Origin of the sequence: Pseudomonas sp. XK-1 (genome assembly GCF_038069885.1) — a bacterium.
Classification (GTDB): domain Bacteria; phylum Pseudomonadota; class Gammaproteobacteria; order Pseudomonadales; family Pseudomonadaceae; genus Aquipseudomonas.
The window spans coordinates 245,914-260,555 of sequence record NZ_JBBPES010000006.1 but is presented as its reverse complement, the minus strand read 5'-3'; the positions used below and the strand labels follow the sequence as shown (position 1 = coordinate 260,555).

General features: G+C 62.5%; 12 protein-coding genes and 2 pseudogenes. 5 read left to right on the top strand and 9 right to left on the bottom strand.

Translation table 11 applies throughout. The features are described 5' to 3' along the window. Window positions 1-15: 15 nt before the first annotated feature. On the bottom strand, window positions 16-462 hold the full coding sequence (locus WMW70_RS17315) for a GNAT family N-acetyltransferase (protein WP_341438699.1): 447 nt from the start codon (window positions 460-462) through the stop codon (window positions 16-18). Window positions 463-757: 295 nt separating this feature from the next. Between WMW70_RS17315 and WMW70_RS17310 the strand changes: the two genes are divergently transcribed. The 3 genes from WMW70_RS17310 (at window position 758) to WMW70_RS17300 (ending at window position 5,806) form a co-directional block, all read left to right on the top strand. After that, the gene (locus WMW70_RS17310; protein WP_341438698.1) at window positions 758-2,935 is read left to right on the top strand and encodes a malate synthase G; all 2,178 of its coding nucleotides are present in this window, start codon (window positions 758-760) and stop codon (window positions 2,933-2,935) included. Between the two features lie 238 nt (window positions 2,936-3,173). Further along, window positions 3,174-5,105 carry a putative nucleotidyltransferase substrate binding domain-containing protein gene (locus WMW70_RS17305; protein ID WP_341438697.1) on the top strand — a complete coding sequence of 644 codons (1,932 nt, stop codon included), beginning with the start codon at window positions 3,174-3,176 and terminating at the stop codon, window positions 5,103-5,105. Beyond that, window positions 5,102-5,806: a 3'-5' exonuclease gene (locus WMW70_RS17300; protein WP_341438696.1), complete on the top strand. Its 705-nt coding sequence runs from the start codon at window positions 5,102-5,104 to the stop codon at window positions 5,804-5,806. Before WMW70_RS17305 ends, WMW70_RS17300 begins: the two co-directional genes overlap by 4 nt. 115 nt (window positions 5,807-5,921) lie before the next feature. Here the strand turns inward: WMW70_RS17300 and WMW70_RS17295 are convergent. From WMW70_RS17295 to WMW70_RS17285, 3 genes and pseudogenes are all read right to left on the bottom strand, one after another. Beyond that, a pseudogene (locus tag WMW70_RS17295) lies at window positions 5,922-6,143 on the bottom strand (U32 family peptidase C-terminal domain-containing protein); the annotation flags it as partial. Window positions 6,144-6,158: 15 nt separating this feature from the next. Next, window positions 6,159-6,920, bottom strand: coding sequence for a substrate-binding periplasmic protein (locus WMW70_RS17290; RefSeq protein WP_341438695.1), 762 nt, complete (start codon window positions 6,918-6,920; stop codon window positions 6,159-6,161). Continuing rightward, window positions 6,907-8,592 carry an ABC transporter substrate-binding protein gene (locus tag WMW70_RS17285; protein WP_341438694.1) on the bottom strand — a complete coding sequence of 562 codons (1,686 nt, stop codon included), beginning with the start codon at window positions 8,590-8,592 and terminating at the stop codon, window positions 6,907-6,909. The genes WMW70_RS17290 and WMW70_RS17285 overlap by 14 nt, the downstream gene beginning before the upstream one ends. 382 nt (window positions 8,593-8,974) lie before the next feature. Here WMW70_RS17285 and WMW70_RS17280 point away from each other — a divergent pair. Further along, a pseudogene (locus WMW70_RS17280) lies at window positions 8,975-9,118 on the top strand (3'-5' exonuclease); the annotation flags it as partial. A 105-nt stretch (window positions 9,119-9,223) separates the two neighbouring features. On the opposite strand, the gene trhP reads toward WMW70_RS17280, so the two are convergent. From trhP to WMW70_RS17260, 4 genes are all read right to left on the bottom strand, one after another. After that, window positions 9,224-10,543 carry a prephenate-dependent tRNA uridine(34) hydroxylase TrhP gene (trhP, locus tag WMW70_RS17275; RefSeq protein WP_341438693.1) on the bottom strand — a complete coding sequence of 440 codons (1,320 nt, stop codon included), beginning with the start codon at window positions 10,541-10,543 and terminating at the stop codon, window positions 9,224-9,226. A 166-nt stretch (window positions 10,544-10,709) separates the two neighbouring features. Beyond that, on the bottom strand, window positions 10,710-11,216 hold the full coding sequence (locus WMW70_RS17270; protein WP_341438692.1) for a hypothetical protein: 507 nt from the start codon (window positions 11,214-11,216) through the stop codon (window positions 10,710-10,712). A 158-nt stretch (window positions 11,217-11,374) separates the two neighbouring features. Next, entirely contained in the window at window positions 11,375-13,144 is a 1,770-nt protein-coding gene (locus tag WMW70_RS17265; protein ID WP_341438691.1) for a sodium:solute symporter family protein, read from the bottom strand. Between the two features lie 3 nt (window positions 13,145-13,147). After that, a complete protein-coding gene (locus tag WMW70_RS17260) occupies window positions 13,148-13,408 on the bottom strand; it encodes a DUF4212 domain-containing protein (protein WP_341438690.1) in 261 nt (86 codons plus the stop codon). Between the two features lie 376 nt (window positions 13,409-13,784). Here WMW70_RS17260 and WMW70_RS17255 point away from each other — a divergent pair, with 376 nt between their 5' ends. Beyond that, a complete protein-coding gene (locus WMW70_RS17255; RefSeq protein WP_341438689.1) occupies window positions 13,785-14,048 on the top strand; it encodes a hypothetical protein in 264 nt (87 codons plus the stop codon). Window positions 14,049-14,291: 243 nt separating this feature from the next. Here WMW70_RS17255 and WMW70_RS17250 read toward each other — a convergent pair whose 3' ends face one another. Then, a complete protein-coding gene (locus WMW70_RS17250; RefSeq protein ID WP_445942157.1) occupies window positions 14,292-14,597 on the bottom strand; it encodes a hypothetical protein in 306 nt (101 codons plus the stop codon). Window positions 14,598-14,642 lie beyond the last annotated feature (45 nt).

Sequence of the window (14,642 nt, the reverse complement as noted above, 5' to 3'; positions counted from 1 at the left end):
TTGTTCGCTGGCCGCTCAGGGCAAGCCTAGCCAGTAGGTGTAAAACGCCTGATCGCGGATATAACCGAGGCGTTCGTAGAGGGCCTGTCCTGGCAGATTGCTCTTTGCCGTCTCCAACTGCAAACCGCAGGCACCGCTGGCCTCGGCATGCGCCCGGGCGGCATTCATCAGCGCCTCGCCGACACCCTGGCGACGCGCCGCCTCGCTCACATAAAGATCGCTCAACAACCAGGCCGGTTCCAGCGCCAGGGAGGAATAAAACGGGTAGAGCTGGACGAAGCCGCAGGCCACGCCCTGGTCATCCCGGGCCAGCAGAAGGGTCGAGTCGCCGCAACGCAGACGGGCGGCGAGAAAGTCCCGTACCGCCGTCAGGGGCTTGGCCACCTCATAGAAGGTGAGATAACCGGTAAACAGCGCGGCCAGTTCGTCGAGATCGGCCGCAGTGGCCGCCTGTATGGGCATGGGTCAGCACTCCAGAGAAGGGCCGCAGCAGTATAGCCAGAGCGCCCGAGGCTGGAGCCGAACGCACCCGACAATAAGTTGTGTACTGTTTTTTAACTTATATGAAACAATATTCGAAATTTAACGCGACAAATCACTGCATGTAGTGACCGCAAAGCACTTCTTGGTCGCCGAGCGACGCGCACCCACTGATTTTCCCCGGATCTTGATGTAGTATGCCGCGCCTCGGACTACATGACTTAATTCCCATGTCCGACGCGGCTATTGAGTAGAGCTGAGCAGAGTGAGGCAAGTGATGACTGAACGCGTTCAAGTAGGCAGCCTGCAGGTTGCCAAAGTACTGTTCGACTTCGTGAACAACGAAGCCATCCCCGGTACCGGCATCGCTGCCGAGAAATTCTGGGAGGGTGCCGAGGCGGTCATCAATGACCTGGCCCCGAAAAACCGTGCCCTGCTCGCCAAGCGCGACCAGCTCCAGGCGCAGATCGACGCCTGGCACCAGGCGCGTCAAGGCCAGGCCCATGACCCGGTCGCCTACAAGGCCTTCCTTGCAGAAATCGGTTACCTGCTGCCGGAGCCTGCTGACTTCCAGGCCACCACGCAGAACGTCGACGAAGAAATCGCCCGTCTGGCCGGCCCACAGCTGGTTGTGCCTGTGATGAACGCGCGTTTCGCCCTCAACGCCTCCAACGCCCGCTGGGGCTCGCTGTACGATGCCCTGTACGGCACCGACGTGATCAGCGAAGAAGGCGGTGCCGAGAAAGGCCGTGGCTACAACAAGGTTCGCGGCGACAAGGTGATTGCCTTCGCCCGCGCCTTCCTCGACGAAGCCGCGCCGCTGGCAGCCGGCTCCCACGTCGACTCCACCGCTTACCGCATCGAAGCCGGCAAGCTGGTTGTCAGCCTCAAAGGCGGCAGCAACAGCGGCCTGCGTGACGACGCGCAACTGGTGGGCTTCCAGGGCGCAAGCGACGCGCCTATCGCTGTGCTGCTCAAGCACAACGGCCTGCATTTCGAAATTCAGATCGACGCCAGCACCCCGGTCGGCCAGACCGACGCCGCCGGTGTTAAAGACGTGCTGATGGAAGCTGCGCTGACCACCATCATGGACTGCGAAGACTCGGTCGCCGCCGTCGATGCCGACGACAAAGTGGTGGTGTACAAGAACTGGCTTGGCCTGATGAAAGGCGACCTCGCCGAAGAAGTGGCCAAGGGCGGCAGCACCTTTACCCGCACCATGAACCCGGACCGCGTCTACACCAAAGCGGACGGTTCTGAGCTGACCCTGCACGGGCGCAGCCTGCTGTTCATTCGCAACGTCGGTCACCTGATGACCAACCCGGCGATCCTCGATGCCCAGGGCAACGAGATTCCAGAAGGCATCCAGGACGCCCTGTTTACCAGCCTGATCGCCGTGCACAACCTCAATGGCAACACCAGCCGCAAGAACACCCGCACCGGCTCGGTCTACATCGTTAAACCGAAGATGCACGGTCCGGAAGAAGTCGCCTTCACCACCGAGATCTTCGGCCGCGTCGAAGACGTCCTGGGCCTGCCACGCAACACCCTGAAAGTCGGCATCATGGACGAAGAGCGCCGCACCACCGTCAACCTGAAAGCCTGCATCAAGGCCGCCAGCGAGCGCGTGGTGTTTATCAATACCGGCTTCCTCGACCGTACCGGTGACGAGATCCACACCTCCATGGAAGCCGGTGCCATGGTGCGCAAGGCTGCCATGAAGAGCGAAAAGTGGATCGGCGCTTACGAGAACAACAACGTCGACGTCGGCCTGGCCACTGGCCTGCAGGGCCGTGCACAAATCGGCAAGGGCATGTGGGCCATGCCTGACCTGATGGCGGCAATGGTTGAGCAGAAGATCGCTCACCCGCTGGCCGGTGCCAACACCGCCTGGGTACCCTCGCCGACCGCCGCCGCGCTGCACGCCCTGCATTACCACAAGGTTGATGTGTTCGCCCGTCAGGCCGAACTGGCCAAGCGCGTGCCGGCCTCTGTCGACGACATCCTGAGCATTCCGCTGGCTCAAGACACCAACTGGTCGGCCGAGGAAATCCAGAACGAACTGGACAACAACTCCCAGGGCATCCTCGGTTACGTGGTGCGCTGGATTGACCAGGGCGTTGGCTGCTCCAAGGTGCCGGACATCAACGACGTCGGCCTGATGGAAGACCGCGCCACCCTGCGCATTTCCAGCCAGCTGCTGGCCAACTGGTTGCGTCATGGCATCGCCACTGAAGAGCAGATCGTTGCCAGCCTCAAGCGCATGGCCCCGGTAGTGGATCGTCAGAACGCCAGCGACCCGCTGTACCGTCCGCTGGCACCGAACTTCGACAGCAACATCGCCTTCCAGGCCGCCCTGGAACTGGTCGTCGAAGGTACCAAGCAGCCGAACGGCTACACCGAGCCAGTCCTGCATCGCCGCCGCCGCGAATTCAAGGCCGCCAACGGCCTGTAATTCGCAGCTGTAGCCACACAGAAAACCGCCCTTCGGGGCGGTTTTTTATGCCGATAAGCCCATAGCAAATGGCCGCAAGGTGTAGGGTGAGCTGTGCGCACCAACTCCGGCAGCAAATTGCTGGTGCGCGCAGCACACACTACAAAATCGTGCTGCGCCCGCGGCTAGACTTATGTCCAATGGCCCAGGTGACAGAAGCGGCCGATTATTCCTATACAGCAAACTCCCGAGACCGCACATGAGCACAGCGGACGCATTCGCCCAGGCAGGTAAAACGGCCGTATTGCAGAACATCCATGGCACCATGGAGTTCCTGCAGAAGTTTCCGCCGTTCAATCAGATGGACACTGCCCATCTGGCCTATCTGGTGGAGAACTGCCAGCTGCGCTTCTATGGCGAAGGTGAAACCATCATCAAGCCGAGCGACGGCCCGGTCGAGCACTTCTATATCGTCAAACAGGGTCGCGTGCATGGCGAACGCCCGCACTCTGCACGCCGTGGCACCGAGACCACCTTCGAGATCACCAGCGGCGAATGCTTCCCCCTGGCCGCGCTGATCGGCGAACGCGCCACCCGCACCGAGCACCTGGCCGCCGAAGACACCTTCTGCCTGCTGCTGGGCAAAGCCGCATTTATCAAGCTGTTCTCCCTGTCCAACCCGCTGCGCGACTTCGCCCTGCGCGGGGTCAGCAGCCTGCTCGACCAGGTCAACCAACAGGTGCAGATGCGCGCGGTGGAAACCCTCGGCGCGCAATACTCCCTGGACACCCGCCTGGGCGTGCTGGCGATGCGCAACCCGATCAGCTGCGGCCCGGACATGCCGCTGCGCGATGCGGTCAAGTTGATGCACGAGCAGCAGGTCGGCAGCATCGTGATCGTTGACCCCAAGCTGAAACCGCTCGGCATATTTACCCTGCGCGACCTGCGCCGCGTGGTAGCAGACGGCGTCGACCTGACCCAGCCCATCGACCGTCTGATGACCCAGTCACCCTTCCATCTGCCGCCGGATGCCAGCGCCTTCGATGCGGCGATGGCCATGACCGAGCGGCATATCGCCCACGTCTGCCTGGTCGAGCATGACCAGCTGTGCGGGGTGATTTCCGAGCGTGATCTGTTCAGCCTGCAGCGCGTCGATCTGGTGCACCTGGCGCGCACCATTCGCCACGCCGGCCGGGTCGAGACCCTGGCGGCGCTGCGCAGCGATGTGCGCCAACTGGTCGACAGCATGCTTGCCCACGGAGCCAGCTCAACGCAGATCACCCAACTGATTACCCTGCTCAACGATCACACCGTGTGCCGGGTGATCGAGCTGACCCTGGAAGACCTGGGCGACCCGGGCGTGCCGTTTACCTGGCTGGTATTCGGCAGCGAAGGGCGCAGCGAGCAAACCCTGTACACCGATCAGGACAACGGCATCCTCTTCGAAGCGGCCGACGCCGCCGAGGCCGCCGCCATTCGCGGCCGCCTGCTGCCGCTGGCCCATGAGATCAACCTGCGCCTGGCGCAGTGCGACTTTACCCTGTGCAAGGGCAATATCATGGCCGGCAACCCAGAGCTGTGCCTGTCGCGCCAGGAGTGGGCGAAACGCTTCAGCAGCTTTGTCCATGAAGCCACGCCGGAAAACCTGCTCAGCTCCTGCATCTACTTCGACCTGCGCGCGGTCTGGGGTGAACCCCAGGGCTGCGAGCAATTGCGCCAGGGTCTGCTCCAGCAGGTGGCCGGTAATATCCTGTTCCAGCGCATGATGGCCGAGAACGCCCTGCGCCAGCGCCCGCCGGTCGGCATGTTTCGCGATTTCGTGGTGGCCCGCAAAGGGGCCGAGAAAGACACCCTGGACCTCAAGGTGCAGGGCCTCACGCCCTTTGTCGACGGTGCCCGCCTGCTGGCCCTGGCCCATGGCGTGGAAGCCTGCAACACCCTGGAGCGCCTGCGTGCACTGAGCAGCCAGGGCGTGATCGAAGCCCAGGACGGCGCGGCCTACGAAGAGGCCTACCACTACATCCAGCAGGCGCGCATGCAGCAGCATCAGCTGCAGGCACGCGATGGCCAACCCTATTCCAACCGCGTCGATCCGGATCATCTCAATCATCTGGACCGGCGTATCCTGCGTGAATCCTTCCGCCAGGCACAGCGCCTGCAAAGCAGCCTGGCGCTGAGGTATCAGCTATGAGCAAGTTCACCTGGTTTACCGGGCGCGGCCCGGCCCTGAGCCACAGCCAACTGGAACGCCTGCGCCTGCTCAGCGAGCCAGCCGAGTTCGATGAACGCAGCCTGCGCCAGCAACGCTTCGTCGTCCTCGACCTGGAGACCAGCGGCCTGAACATGCGCCGCGACCAGGTGCTGTCGATCGGCGCGGTGGTGATCGAGAATGGCGGCATCGACCTTAGCCGGCAGTTCGAGTGCACCCTGCAACGTGACGGCCACCGGGCCAGCGCCAGCACCCTGATCCATGGCATCGCCCCCAGCGAGATCGCTAACGGCATCGAACCGGTCGAGGCCCTGCTGAGTTTTATGGAGTTTGTCGGCGACAGCCCGCTGCTGGCCTTCCACGCCGAATTCGACCAGCGCATGCTGGCCCGCGCGCTCAAGCAGAGCCTGGGCTACCGCCTGCGCCATGCCTTCTTCGATGTCGCCGAGATCGCCCCACTGGTCTGTCCCCAGGCCAAGCTGAACCACGCCGGCCTGGACGACTGGACCCAGTATTTCGGCCTGCAGGTGCAACAACGCCACCACGCCAGCGCCGACGCCCTGGCCACCGCCGAACTGGCCCTGATCCTGTTCAGCAAGGCCCGTCAGCAGGGCCTCGATAGCCTGCCGGCGCTGCTGCAACAGCTCAATAGCCGGCGGCGCCAGCTCGCCCATTCGATATAAGAGTCCTGCTTAACAAGCCTCCCGTAGGAGCGGGCCATGCCCGCGAAAAAAAATCGCTCGCATGGCGTGCTCCTACAACAGCTCAAAAGCATCGCCGGAGCGCTGCAGCGTGCTCCTACAAATCCCGCATCAGCAGCCCATATTCCAGCTGCACATCCGCCAGCACCGGCAGGTACAGCACATGGCCGTCGCCGGGGGCTACCGGCATGGCCTGGCCCTGGCGGTTTTCCAGCTGTGCGAGGGTAAAGCGCAGATTGCCTTGGGGCGTCATCAGCTCCAGGCCATCGCCGACGGCAAAGCGGTTCTTTACCCGCACTTCGACCAGTTCGCCGCGCCGTTACCGGCCTAGGCGTCAGTCCAACTGCATGCCATAGCGCCCGTACAATGCCTGTACCCAACCGTCGCCATACATCTGTCGCAGTTCGGCTTGCAGGTGCCGCAACAGCGCCGGGTCGAGCTGCGGATGGCAGGCGATGTCTTCCATCAAGGTCAAAAAAGGCAATACCTCACGCGGCGCGGGGCCATCCCGCTGGGCGCGCACCACCGCCGAGCTGGTGGCCCATAAGCGCGAACGCTGACGCTGCAGCATGCGCAGATTGAGCGCTTCGTTATTCGAATAGTGCACATCGAGGCCGATGCCTTGCAGGTACTTGCCCGCCCCCGAGCCCTGGTGGCTGAGGATGCTCAGGCCGCGCGCCTGCTCCAGGCTGAACAACTGCAAGTCGTCATCGGCGCGGGCATAGAGGCCGAGGCGCGAAATCAGTACCGGACCTATCCAGACGTAGCCCGGCTCGCGCTCCTGCTGGCGTTCGACTAGCAGCACGCAGCTGTCCGGTTGCTGCTGCACCTGGCGCAACGCCCGCTGCAACGGCATGAAACGCAGCAGATAAGGGGTTTGCGCGCGGCGGAACAGCTCTTCGGCCAACTCGGGCACCAGGCCCTCGGCCTTACCCGAGGCGGTTTGCTGGACCAAGGGCGGACGTTCCCAGGCGTACAGCTGTACTTCGGCACGCAACGGCAAGCTGCACAGCAGCGCCAGCAATAGCCCGCCCCAGAGCCAGGCCAGGACGCTGCGCGCCCGCAGTAGTGCGAAGCAGCCGCTAGTCCCAGGCACGCAGGGCCTCCTCATAGGGCAGGGTCCGCCCAGCGGGCCTTTCGTCGGTCAAGGCCGGCCAGGGCGCGCCAGCCTGTTGCAACCACTCGATGGGCGCGCGCGGCGGATTCAGCCTCGGTGCGCAGATATGCTGCTGGCGTTGGCCGATCTGCTGCAAATGGCGGTCGAAGGCGGCCGCCAGGTTCTGCAGGGCCTGAGCCGCGCTTAGCTGGCCGGCCACCGCAGGGTGCAACTGGCGCCACCATTGGTTGGCCATGCCGCTGTAGTCCGGCACATTGGCACCGGTCGGCGTCCAGCGCTGGGCGGCGGAGCTGCGGTAGAACTCGATCAGCCCGCCGAGCCGGGGCGCGGCGGCGAGCAGGGCCGGCGACTCGATATCGGAGTGGCGGATCGGCGTCAGGCCGACCAGAGTCTTGCGCAGCGACACGCTCTTCGACACCACGAACTGCGCATACAGCCAGGCGGCCTGACGTTGGCGCAGCGGCGTCGCCTTGAACAGGGTCCAGGCACCGACATCCTGGTAGCCGGATTTCATCCCCTCGCGCCAATAGGCACCGCGCGGCGAAGGCGCGACCCGCCACTTCGGCTTACCGTCGCCATCCACCACCGCCGAGCCCGCCCGGGCGTAATCGGCGATAAAGGCGGTGTACCAGAAGATCTGCTGGGCAATATGGCCTTGCGCCGCGACATTGGTGTGCTGGTTGAAACTCATTTGCCTGGCATCGGCGGGGGCGTAGCGTTGCAGCCAATCGATGTAGTGTTGCAGCGCATAGACCGCCGCCGGACTGTCGAGAGCGCCGCCGCGGGCCATACTCGCGCCGACCGGGCGGCAATCCTCGACGCGGATGCCCCAGTCGTCAACCGGCAGACCGTTGGGCAGGCCGATGTCGCCGACGCCGGCCATGCCCAGCCACGCGTCCGACAGGCGCCAGCCGAGCGAGGGGTCGAAGCCGCCGTAATCCATATGACCGTAAACCCGCTGACCGTCGATTTCCTTGACCTGCTCGCTAAAGAACGCGGCGATGTCCTCGTAAGCGGACCAGTTCTGCGGCACGTCCAGCTCATAGCCGTAGCGCTCGCGGAAGGCCTTGCGCAGTTCCGGGCGGGCGAACCAATCCTGACGGTACCAATAGAGGTTGGCGAATTGCTGATCGGGCAGTTGATAGAGCTTACCGTCCGGCGCGGTAACGAAGGGCAGGCCAATAAAGTCCGCAAGATCAAGCGTCGGCAGGGTCACGCTGGCACCTTCGCCGACCATAAAGTCGCTGAGCACCAACACCCGGTTGTCGCGAAAATGCTGGCCGAGCAGATCGCTGTCACTGACATAGGCGTCGTACAGCGCCAGGCCGGTTGCCTGCTGGGTGCGCAGCTTGTTCACCACATCGTCTTCGTCGCTGATCTCATGGATCACACGGATACCGGTGAGCTGGCTGAACAGCGGTGCCAAGACGTTGGCTTCGTACCAATGGGTATGGATGCGCTCGGCAATCACCCGCACCTGCACACCCTGAAAGGGTTTGCTCGCTTCGACGAACCAGGCCAGCTCGGCACGCTGTTCACTGGCCGACAAAGAGCTGGGTTGCAGCTCGCTCAAGGCGGACTGCAGCGGGTCTTCGGCATAGGTGTACGCTGCAGCGCTCAACAGCAACGCGAGCAAGATAGCGGAATACATGCGCGTCTCCAGTTGTGCTGCAGATAACTCTAGCAGGTGACGGGGAAAGCACTTCGCCATGATTGGCGACAGGGATTGCGTCACCAAAGTCAGCCAAATACGTTGCCGAGGAGAACGCCTAGACTTACGTTCAATGGGAATCCGCACGGCCTAGGCCGCCCATACCCCTCCAGTGAACCGTCCAAGCTGCACATGAGCATAGCGGACGCATTCGCCCAGGCAGGTAAAACGGCCGTATTGCAGAACATCCACGGCACCATGGAGTTCCTGCAGAAGTTTGCGCCGCTCAATCAGATGGATACTGCCCACCTGGCCTATGGAACGCCTGCGCCTGCTCAGCGAGCCGGCCGAGTTCGATGAGCGCAGTCTGCAGCGTGAAGGCCACCGGGCCAGCGCCGACGCCCTGGCCACCGCCGAGCTGGCCCGGATCCTGTTCAGCAAGGCCCGCCAGCAGGGCCTCGATAGCCTGCCGGCGCTGCTGCAACAGCTCAACAGCCGGCGGCGCCAGCTCGCCCATTCGATGTAAGAGTCCTGCTTAACAAGCCTCCCGTAGGAGCGGGCCATGCCCGCGAAAAAATCGCACGCATGGCGTGCTCCTACAACAGCGCAATAGCAGCGCCGCAGCGGGCGGCTACAAATCCCGCATCAGCAGACCATATTCCAGCTGCACATCCGCCGGCACCGGCAGGTACAGCACATGGCCGTCGCCGGGGGCTACCGGCATGGCCTGGCCCTGACGGTTTTCCAGCTGCGCGAGGGTAAAGCGCAGATTGCCCTGGGGCGTCATCAGCTCCAGGCCATCGCCGACGGCGAAGCGGTTCTTCACCCGCACCTCGGCCAGTTCACCGCGGCGTTCGCCGGTCAGCTCGCCGACAAACTGCTGCTGTTCGGAAACCGAGCTGCCGCGCTCATAGTTCTGATATTCGTCGTGCACATGGCGGCGTAGAAAGCCCTCGGTGTAGCCTCGGTGGGCCAGGGACTCCAGGGTGTTCATCAGGCTCTTGTCGAACGGCCTGCCGGCCACGGCATCGTCGATGGCCTTGCGGTACACCTGGGCGGTGCGCGCCACGTAGTAGTGGGATTTGGTGCGCCCCTCGATCTTCAGCGAGTGCACCCCCATCTTCACCAACCGCTCGACATGCTGCACCGCGCGCAGGTCCTTGGAGTTCATGATGTAGGTGCCGTGCTCGTCCTCGTAGGCGGCCATCTGCTCGCCGGGGCGACTGGCGTCCTCCAGCAGAAAGACCTGCTCGGTGGGCGCGCCAACGCCCAGGGTCGGCTCGACAATCTGCACGATCTCACCCAGCTCGTTCTCGCGGCCCGCCTCGGCCTGGTACTGCCAGCGACAGGCATTGGTGCAGCTGCCCTGGTTGGGATCGCGCTTGTTGATATAGCCCGACAGCAGGCAGCGCCCGGAATAGGCCATGCACAGCGCGCCGTGGACGAAGACCTCCAGCTCCATACCCGGCACTTCGCTGCGGATCTCGGCGATCTCCTCCAGGGACAATTCGCGCGACAGGATCACTCGGCTCAAGCCCTGCTGCTGCCAGAACTTGACACTGGCCCAGTTCACCGCGTTGGCCTGCACCGACAGATGAATCGGCATCTGCGGGAAGTGCTCGCGCACCAGCATGATCAAGCCTGGATCGGACATGATCAGCGCATCCGGGCCCATCAGCACCACGGGCAGCAGGTCACGCAGAAAGGTCTTCAGCTTGGCGTTATGCGGCGCGATATTGACCACCACATAGAACTGCTTGCCCTGGGCGTGGGCCTCGCGGATACCCGCTTCCAGGTTGGCGTGGTCGAATTCGTTGTTGCGTACCCGCAGACTGTAACGCGGCTGCCCGGCATACACGGCATCCGCGCCATAGGCGAAGGCGTAGCGCATGTTCTTCAGGGTGCCGGCAGGGGACAGCAGTTCGGGGGGACTATAGGTGGAGGTGGCCATAAACCGCGGGCTCGGAAATCCAAGGGGGATGGGATTCTAGAGAGCCGGCCGGGCGGGCGCATTGATCTGGGTCTATGCCAGCGCCTGCGACTTCAAGTGGAGGCAGGCTGTTATGGCAAAACCCTGAATCCGCACTGCGGATCAGGGTTCCATCTCAATTCATTGGCTACTGGCAAACCTGCCGGTAGAGCTCATCATCCTTGGCAATGCGCTTCAGCTGATCCAGCAGCGGCTTTTTCTCTGCATCCAGAGGCAGCAGCTCCGCCGTGGCGCAATTAAGCAGATGGGGCTGATGGGTGACACGATCGACATGCTGCTTTTCAAAGCGGTACAGGTTGAAGGCGACGATCACACTACCGTCCGCTTCCTGGCGCTGCAGACTCTTGCTATCGAGCACGGTAAAGGCCTTGGTCATCGGCCAGTAGAACGTCCAGGGTCGCCAGAACACCTCACCGGTTTCACTGGCCACCAGCACCGACTCAGCCGGCTGACGCTGCAGCTGGTGTTCGAACCAGGAGTACTCATAGTAAATCTGATAGCTCAGCATGCCCAAACCGCCAAACGCGGGAATGATCCACTTCGGCAAGCGGTTGCCCGTCAGTTTGCGCAGCAGCATGGCAATACCAGCCGCCCCCAGCCCCGATACCACGATGGCAAGTATTGTCCACAACATGTACTGACTCCCGATAATAAAAACTGCGTGGCGCAGTTGATAACGCAGCCCGCGACACGCCGGAAAGGAGGGTGCCATGGGTAGCTGAAAATAAAACGGGCCTCCCAAGGAGGCCCGCTGGCAAGACCCTGATCAAAGATGACCGGGGGTGATTATGCTCAGTGGCTCAACGCGCCACCAGCACCTTTGGGAGTACGTACGCTTTCCACCAGGTCCTGAATCTCCTTCGGCGGCGCGACGCTGACCAGCGACACGGCATAGGCGACCGCGAAGTTGATCACAGCACCGACGGTACCGATGGACAGCGGCGAGATGCCGAACATCCAGTTGTCCGGGGTGTTGGCGAAGGTCGCGGTGCCCGGAATGAAGAACCAGCCCAGGTACAGGAAGATGTAGACGACGGTGAACACCAGGCCGACCAGCATGCCGGCAATCGCGCCCTTGTCGTTTACCCGCTTGGAGAAGATCCCCATCATCAGCGCCGGGAACAGCGTGGCCGCGGCAATACCGAAGGCCAACGCCACCACCTGCGCCGCAAAGCCTGGTGGATTGAGCCCCAGCCAGGTGGCCAGCAGGATGGCAATAGCCATGGAAATCCGCGCAGCGCGCATTTCCCCCTTCTCGCTGATCTTGGGATTGATCATGTTCTTGATCAGGTCATGACTCACCGCCGAGGAAATAGCCAGCAACAGACCGGCAGCAGTGGACAGCGCCGCAGCAATGGCACCCGCCGCAATCAGACCAATAACCCAGCTCGGCAGGTTGGCAATTTCCGGGTTGGCCAGTACCAGAATGTCGTTGTTAACGGTCAACTCGTTGCCCTTCCAGCCACGAGCTTCGGCGGTCGGAGTGAAGGCAGGGGCGACATCGTTATACAGCTGGATGCGACCGTCAGTGTTCTTGTCTTCCCACTTGATCAGACCGGTGGTTTCCCAGGTCTTCACCCACTCCGGACGCTCTTCATACGCCAGCGCTGGAGCCTCGGCACCCTGCGGATAGACAGTGGTCAGCAGGTTCAGACGCGCCATGGACGCCACAGCAGGCGCGGTGAGATAGAGCAGGGAGATAAACACCAGAGTCCAGCCAGCCGACCAACGAGCGTCGGCGACTTTCGGCACGGTGAAGAAGCGAATGATTACGTGCGGCAGACCGGCCGTACCAATCATCAGCGACAGGGTGAAGAGCACCATGTTCAGCTTGTTGCTGACATCGGCGGTGTAGTCGGTAAAGCCCAGGCCCGCTACGACTTCATTGAGTTTCTGCAGCAGCGGTACACCTGACTCAGTGTGCTCGCTGAACATGCCGAACATCGGAATCGGGTTGCCGGTCAGTTGCAGGGAGATAAATACCGCCGGAATGGTGTAAGCGATGATCAACACCACGTACTGAGCAACCTGGGTGTAGGTAATGCCCTTCATCCCGCCGAACACCGCGTAGCAGAACACCACGCCAGCAGCGATCCAGATACCGGTAGAGTTGCTCACTTCGAGGAAGCGCGAGAACGCCACACCAGCACCGGCCATCTGACCGATCACGTAGGTGACGCAGATGATGATCAGGCAGACCACTGCAGCCAGACGTGCACCGTTGCTGTAGAAGCGATCACCGATAAAGTCCGGCACAGTGAACTTGCCGAATTTGCGCAGGTACGGTGCCAGCAGCATGGCCAGCAGCACATAGCCGCCGGTCCAGCCCATCAGGAAGGTTGAGTTGGCATAACCACCGGCAGCGATCAGACCGGCCATGGAAATAAAAGAAGCCGCGGACATCCAGTCGGCTGCAGTGGCCATACCGTTGGTGACCGGGTGAACACCACCGCCAGCGACGTAGAACTCTTTGGTCGAGCCTGCACGGGCCCAGACAGCGATGCCGAAGTAGAGCGCGAAGGACGCGCCCACGAACAGCATATTGATTACAAACTGGCTCATGGATTATTCCTCGACACCGAATTTTTTATCGAGTCTGTTCATTTTCCAGGCGTAGAAGAAAATGATCACGACAAAGGTGATGATCGAACCTTGCTGGGCGAACCAGAAGCCAAGGTCGGTACCGCCGACAGAAATACCTGCCAGCATCGGTCGAAGAAGTATGGCGAAGCCGTAAGACACCAGGGCCCAGACAATCAGGCTCCAGGTAATCAGCCGAACATTCGCCTTCCAGTACGCTGCAGCGTTAGCTTGATCAGAAGTCATAAACTCCTCCGGTTATTGTTATTCTCATGCACCTTCAAGCTAGCAGCAGGCCACCCGAATCGACAGCTAGACCTTGGTCTTAGCCATCTGACAGCGCTTCACGCGACCTTCTTTATGTCGCGCTGACAGGCACTTGCAAGCCCACCAGCAACTGGCCGAAAGCGAGATGACTTTAGTCTAAGAAGCCGCCGGGTGCCGGCGCGAGATGCCACGAGCGGCCTCGACGACTCGCCCAAGGCGGTATTAGCCAGGGCAAACCGCCATTAAGCCCCTCTCCTGCGCAGCTCTACGCCCCCCGGAAATGGCCACGCAGAGAATGTGCCGCGGCACTTGCCACGCACGGCATCGCCTGACAACAAAAAACTCAGGACACGCCATGCACAGAGCCGGAGTGCCGCGCTATCTGCTCACCCTGCTGCTCGGAGGCCTGGCCAGCACGGCCGCTGCCGAGCCGCTCGAACCCGGCCCCGACGAGGCCCTGCTGTATTACCAACGCAATGACAACGCCTACGTGGGCTGGGGCCTGCACCTGTGGAACACCCGCAGTGTACCGGCGTACGCGACGGCACCCGCTGGGATCAGCCCCTGGCGGCGGCCGGCGTCGACCCCGAATACAGGGCCTGGTATCGCATTCCGCTGAACACCGTGCGCACCACACCTGCGCTCGCCGATGGCGCGCCTGGTGTTCAACCGGGGCTTCGGCCGTCCGCTGCCCCATGCACCGGAAACAGCCCCCGCTTACCGGTCGTGCGCACAGCCCAGGCGGCCCCGCGACACCCTGCGGCCGGCTGCTGCGGGGCGGTACCCCGCGGAAACAACGCCGCGATCAGCAACGCCAGCTTGTGCCCCGCCTGCGCATCCTCGCGCAAACCGACATGCCCACTCATCGCCCATACCACAGGCGGAAGAAGCCGGCGGCCAACAGTAAGCCGACCTGCCCAAGGGCCATGCACAGGCTGAGAAAGGACTGCACATGGCGGTTTTGCGCCGCATCGGCCAACCCGGTCAGGCTTTCCCAGAAGGCCTCCGGCAGCAGTGCCAGGCTCAGTTGCGCCAGGGGCTGGCCGGTCAGTTGCAGGCCCTGGATCAGGTCGAACTGAGCGCAGAACATCAGTCCCAGCAGCACCATAAAGGCCACCGCCAGGCCCAGGGCGAAACAGGCCGAGAACTGCATAAGTACACGCATCATCTTTATCTCCCCACGCGGCGCAGGCCGAGCCTGCGCCGCTGTCCG

Excerpts from the sequence above, each read along its gene's own strand:
- WMW70_RS17315 (WP_341438699.1), bottom strand. The coding sequence starts at position 462 with ATGCCCATACAGGCGGCCACTGCGGCCGATCTCGACGAACTGGCCGCG.
- WMW70_RS17310 (WP_341438698.1), top strand. The coding sequence starts at position 758 with ATGACTGAACGCGTTCAAGTAGGCAGCCTGCAGGTTGCCAAAGTACTG.
- WMW70_RS17305 (WP_341438697.1), top strand. The coding sequence starts at position 3,174 with ATGAGCACAGCGGACGCATTCGCCCAGGCAGGTAAAACGGCCGTATTG.
- WMW70_RS17300 (WP_341438696.1), top strand. The coding sequence starts at position 5,102 with ATGAGCAAGTTCACCTGGTTTACCGGGCGCGGCCCGGCCCTGAGCCAC.
- WMW70_RS17285 (WP_341438694.1), bottom strand. The coding sequence starts at position 8,592 with ATGTATTCCGCTATCTTGCTCGCGTTGCTGTTGAGCGCTGCAGCGTAC.
- trhP (WP_341438693.1), bottom strand. The coding sequence starts at position 10,543 with ATGGCCACCTCCACCTATAGTCCCCCCGAACTGCTGTCCCCTGCCGGC.
- WMW70_RS17270 (WP_341438692.1), bottom strand. The coding sequence starts at position 11,216 with ATGTTGTGGACAATACTTGCCATCGTGGTATCGGGGCTGGGGGCGGCT.
- WMW70_RS17265 (WP_341438691.1), bottom strand. The coding sequence starts at position 13,144 with ATGAGCCAGTTTGTAATCAATATGCTGTTCGTGGGCGCGTCCTTCGCG.
- WMW70_RS17260 (WP_341438690.1), bottom strand. The coding sequence starts at position 13,408 with ATGACTTCTGATCAAGCTAACGCTGCAGCGTACTGGAAGGCGAATGTT.
- WMW70_RS17255 (WP_341438689.1), top strand. The coding sequence starts at position 13,785 with ATGCACAGAGCCGGAGTGCCGCGCTATCTGCTCACCCTGCTGCTCGGA.
- WMW70_RS17250 (WP_445942157.1), bottom strand. The coding sequence starts at position 14,597 with ATGATGCGTGTACTTATGCAGTTCTCGGCCTGTTTCGCCCTGGGCCTG.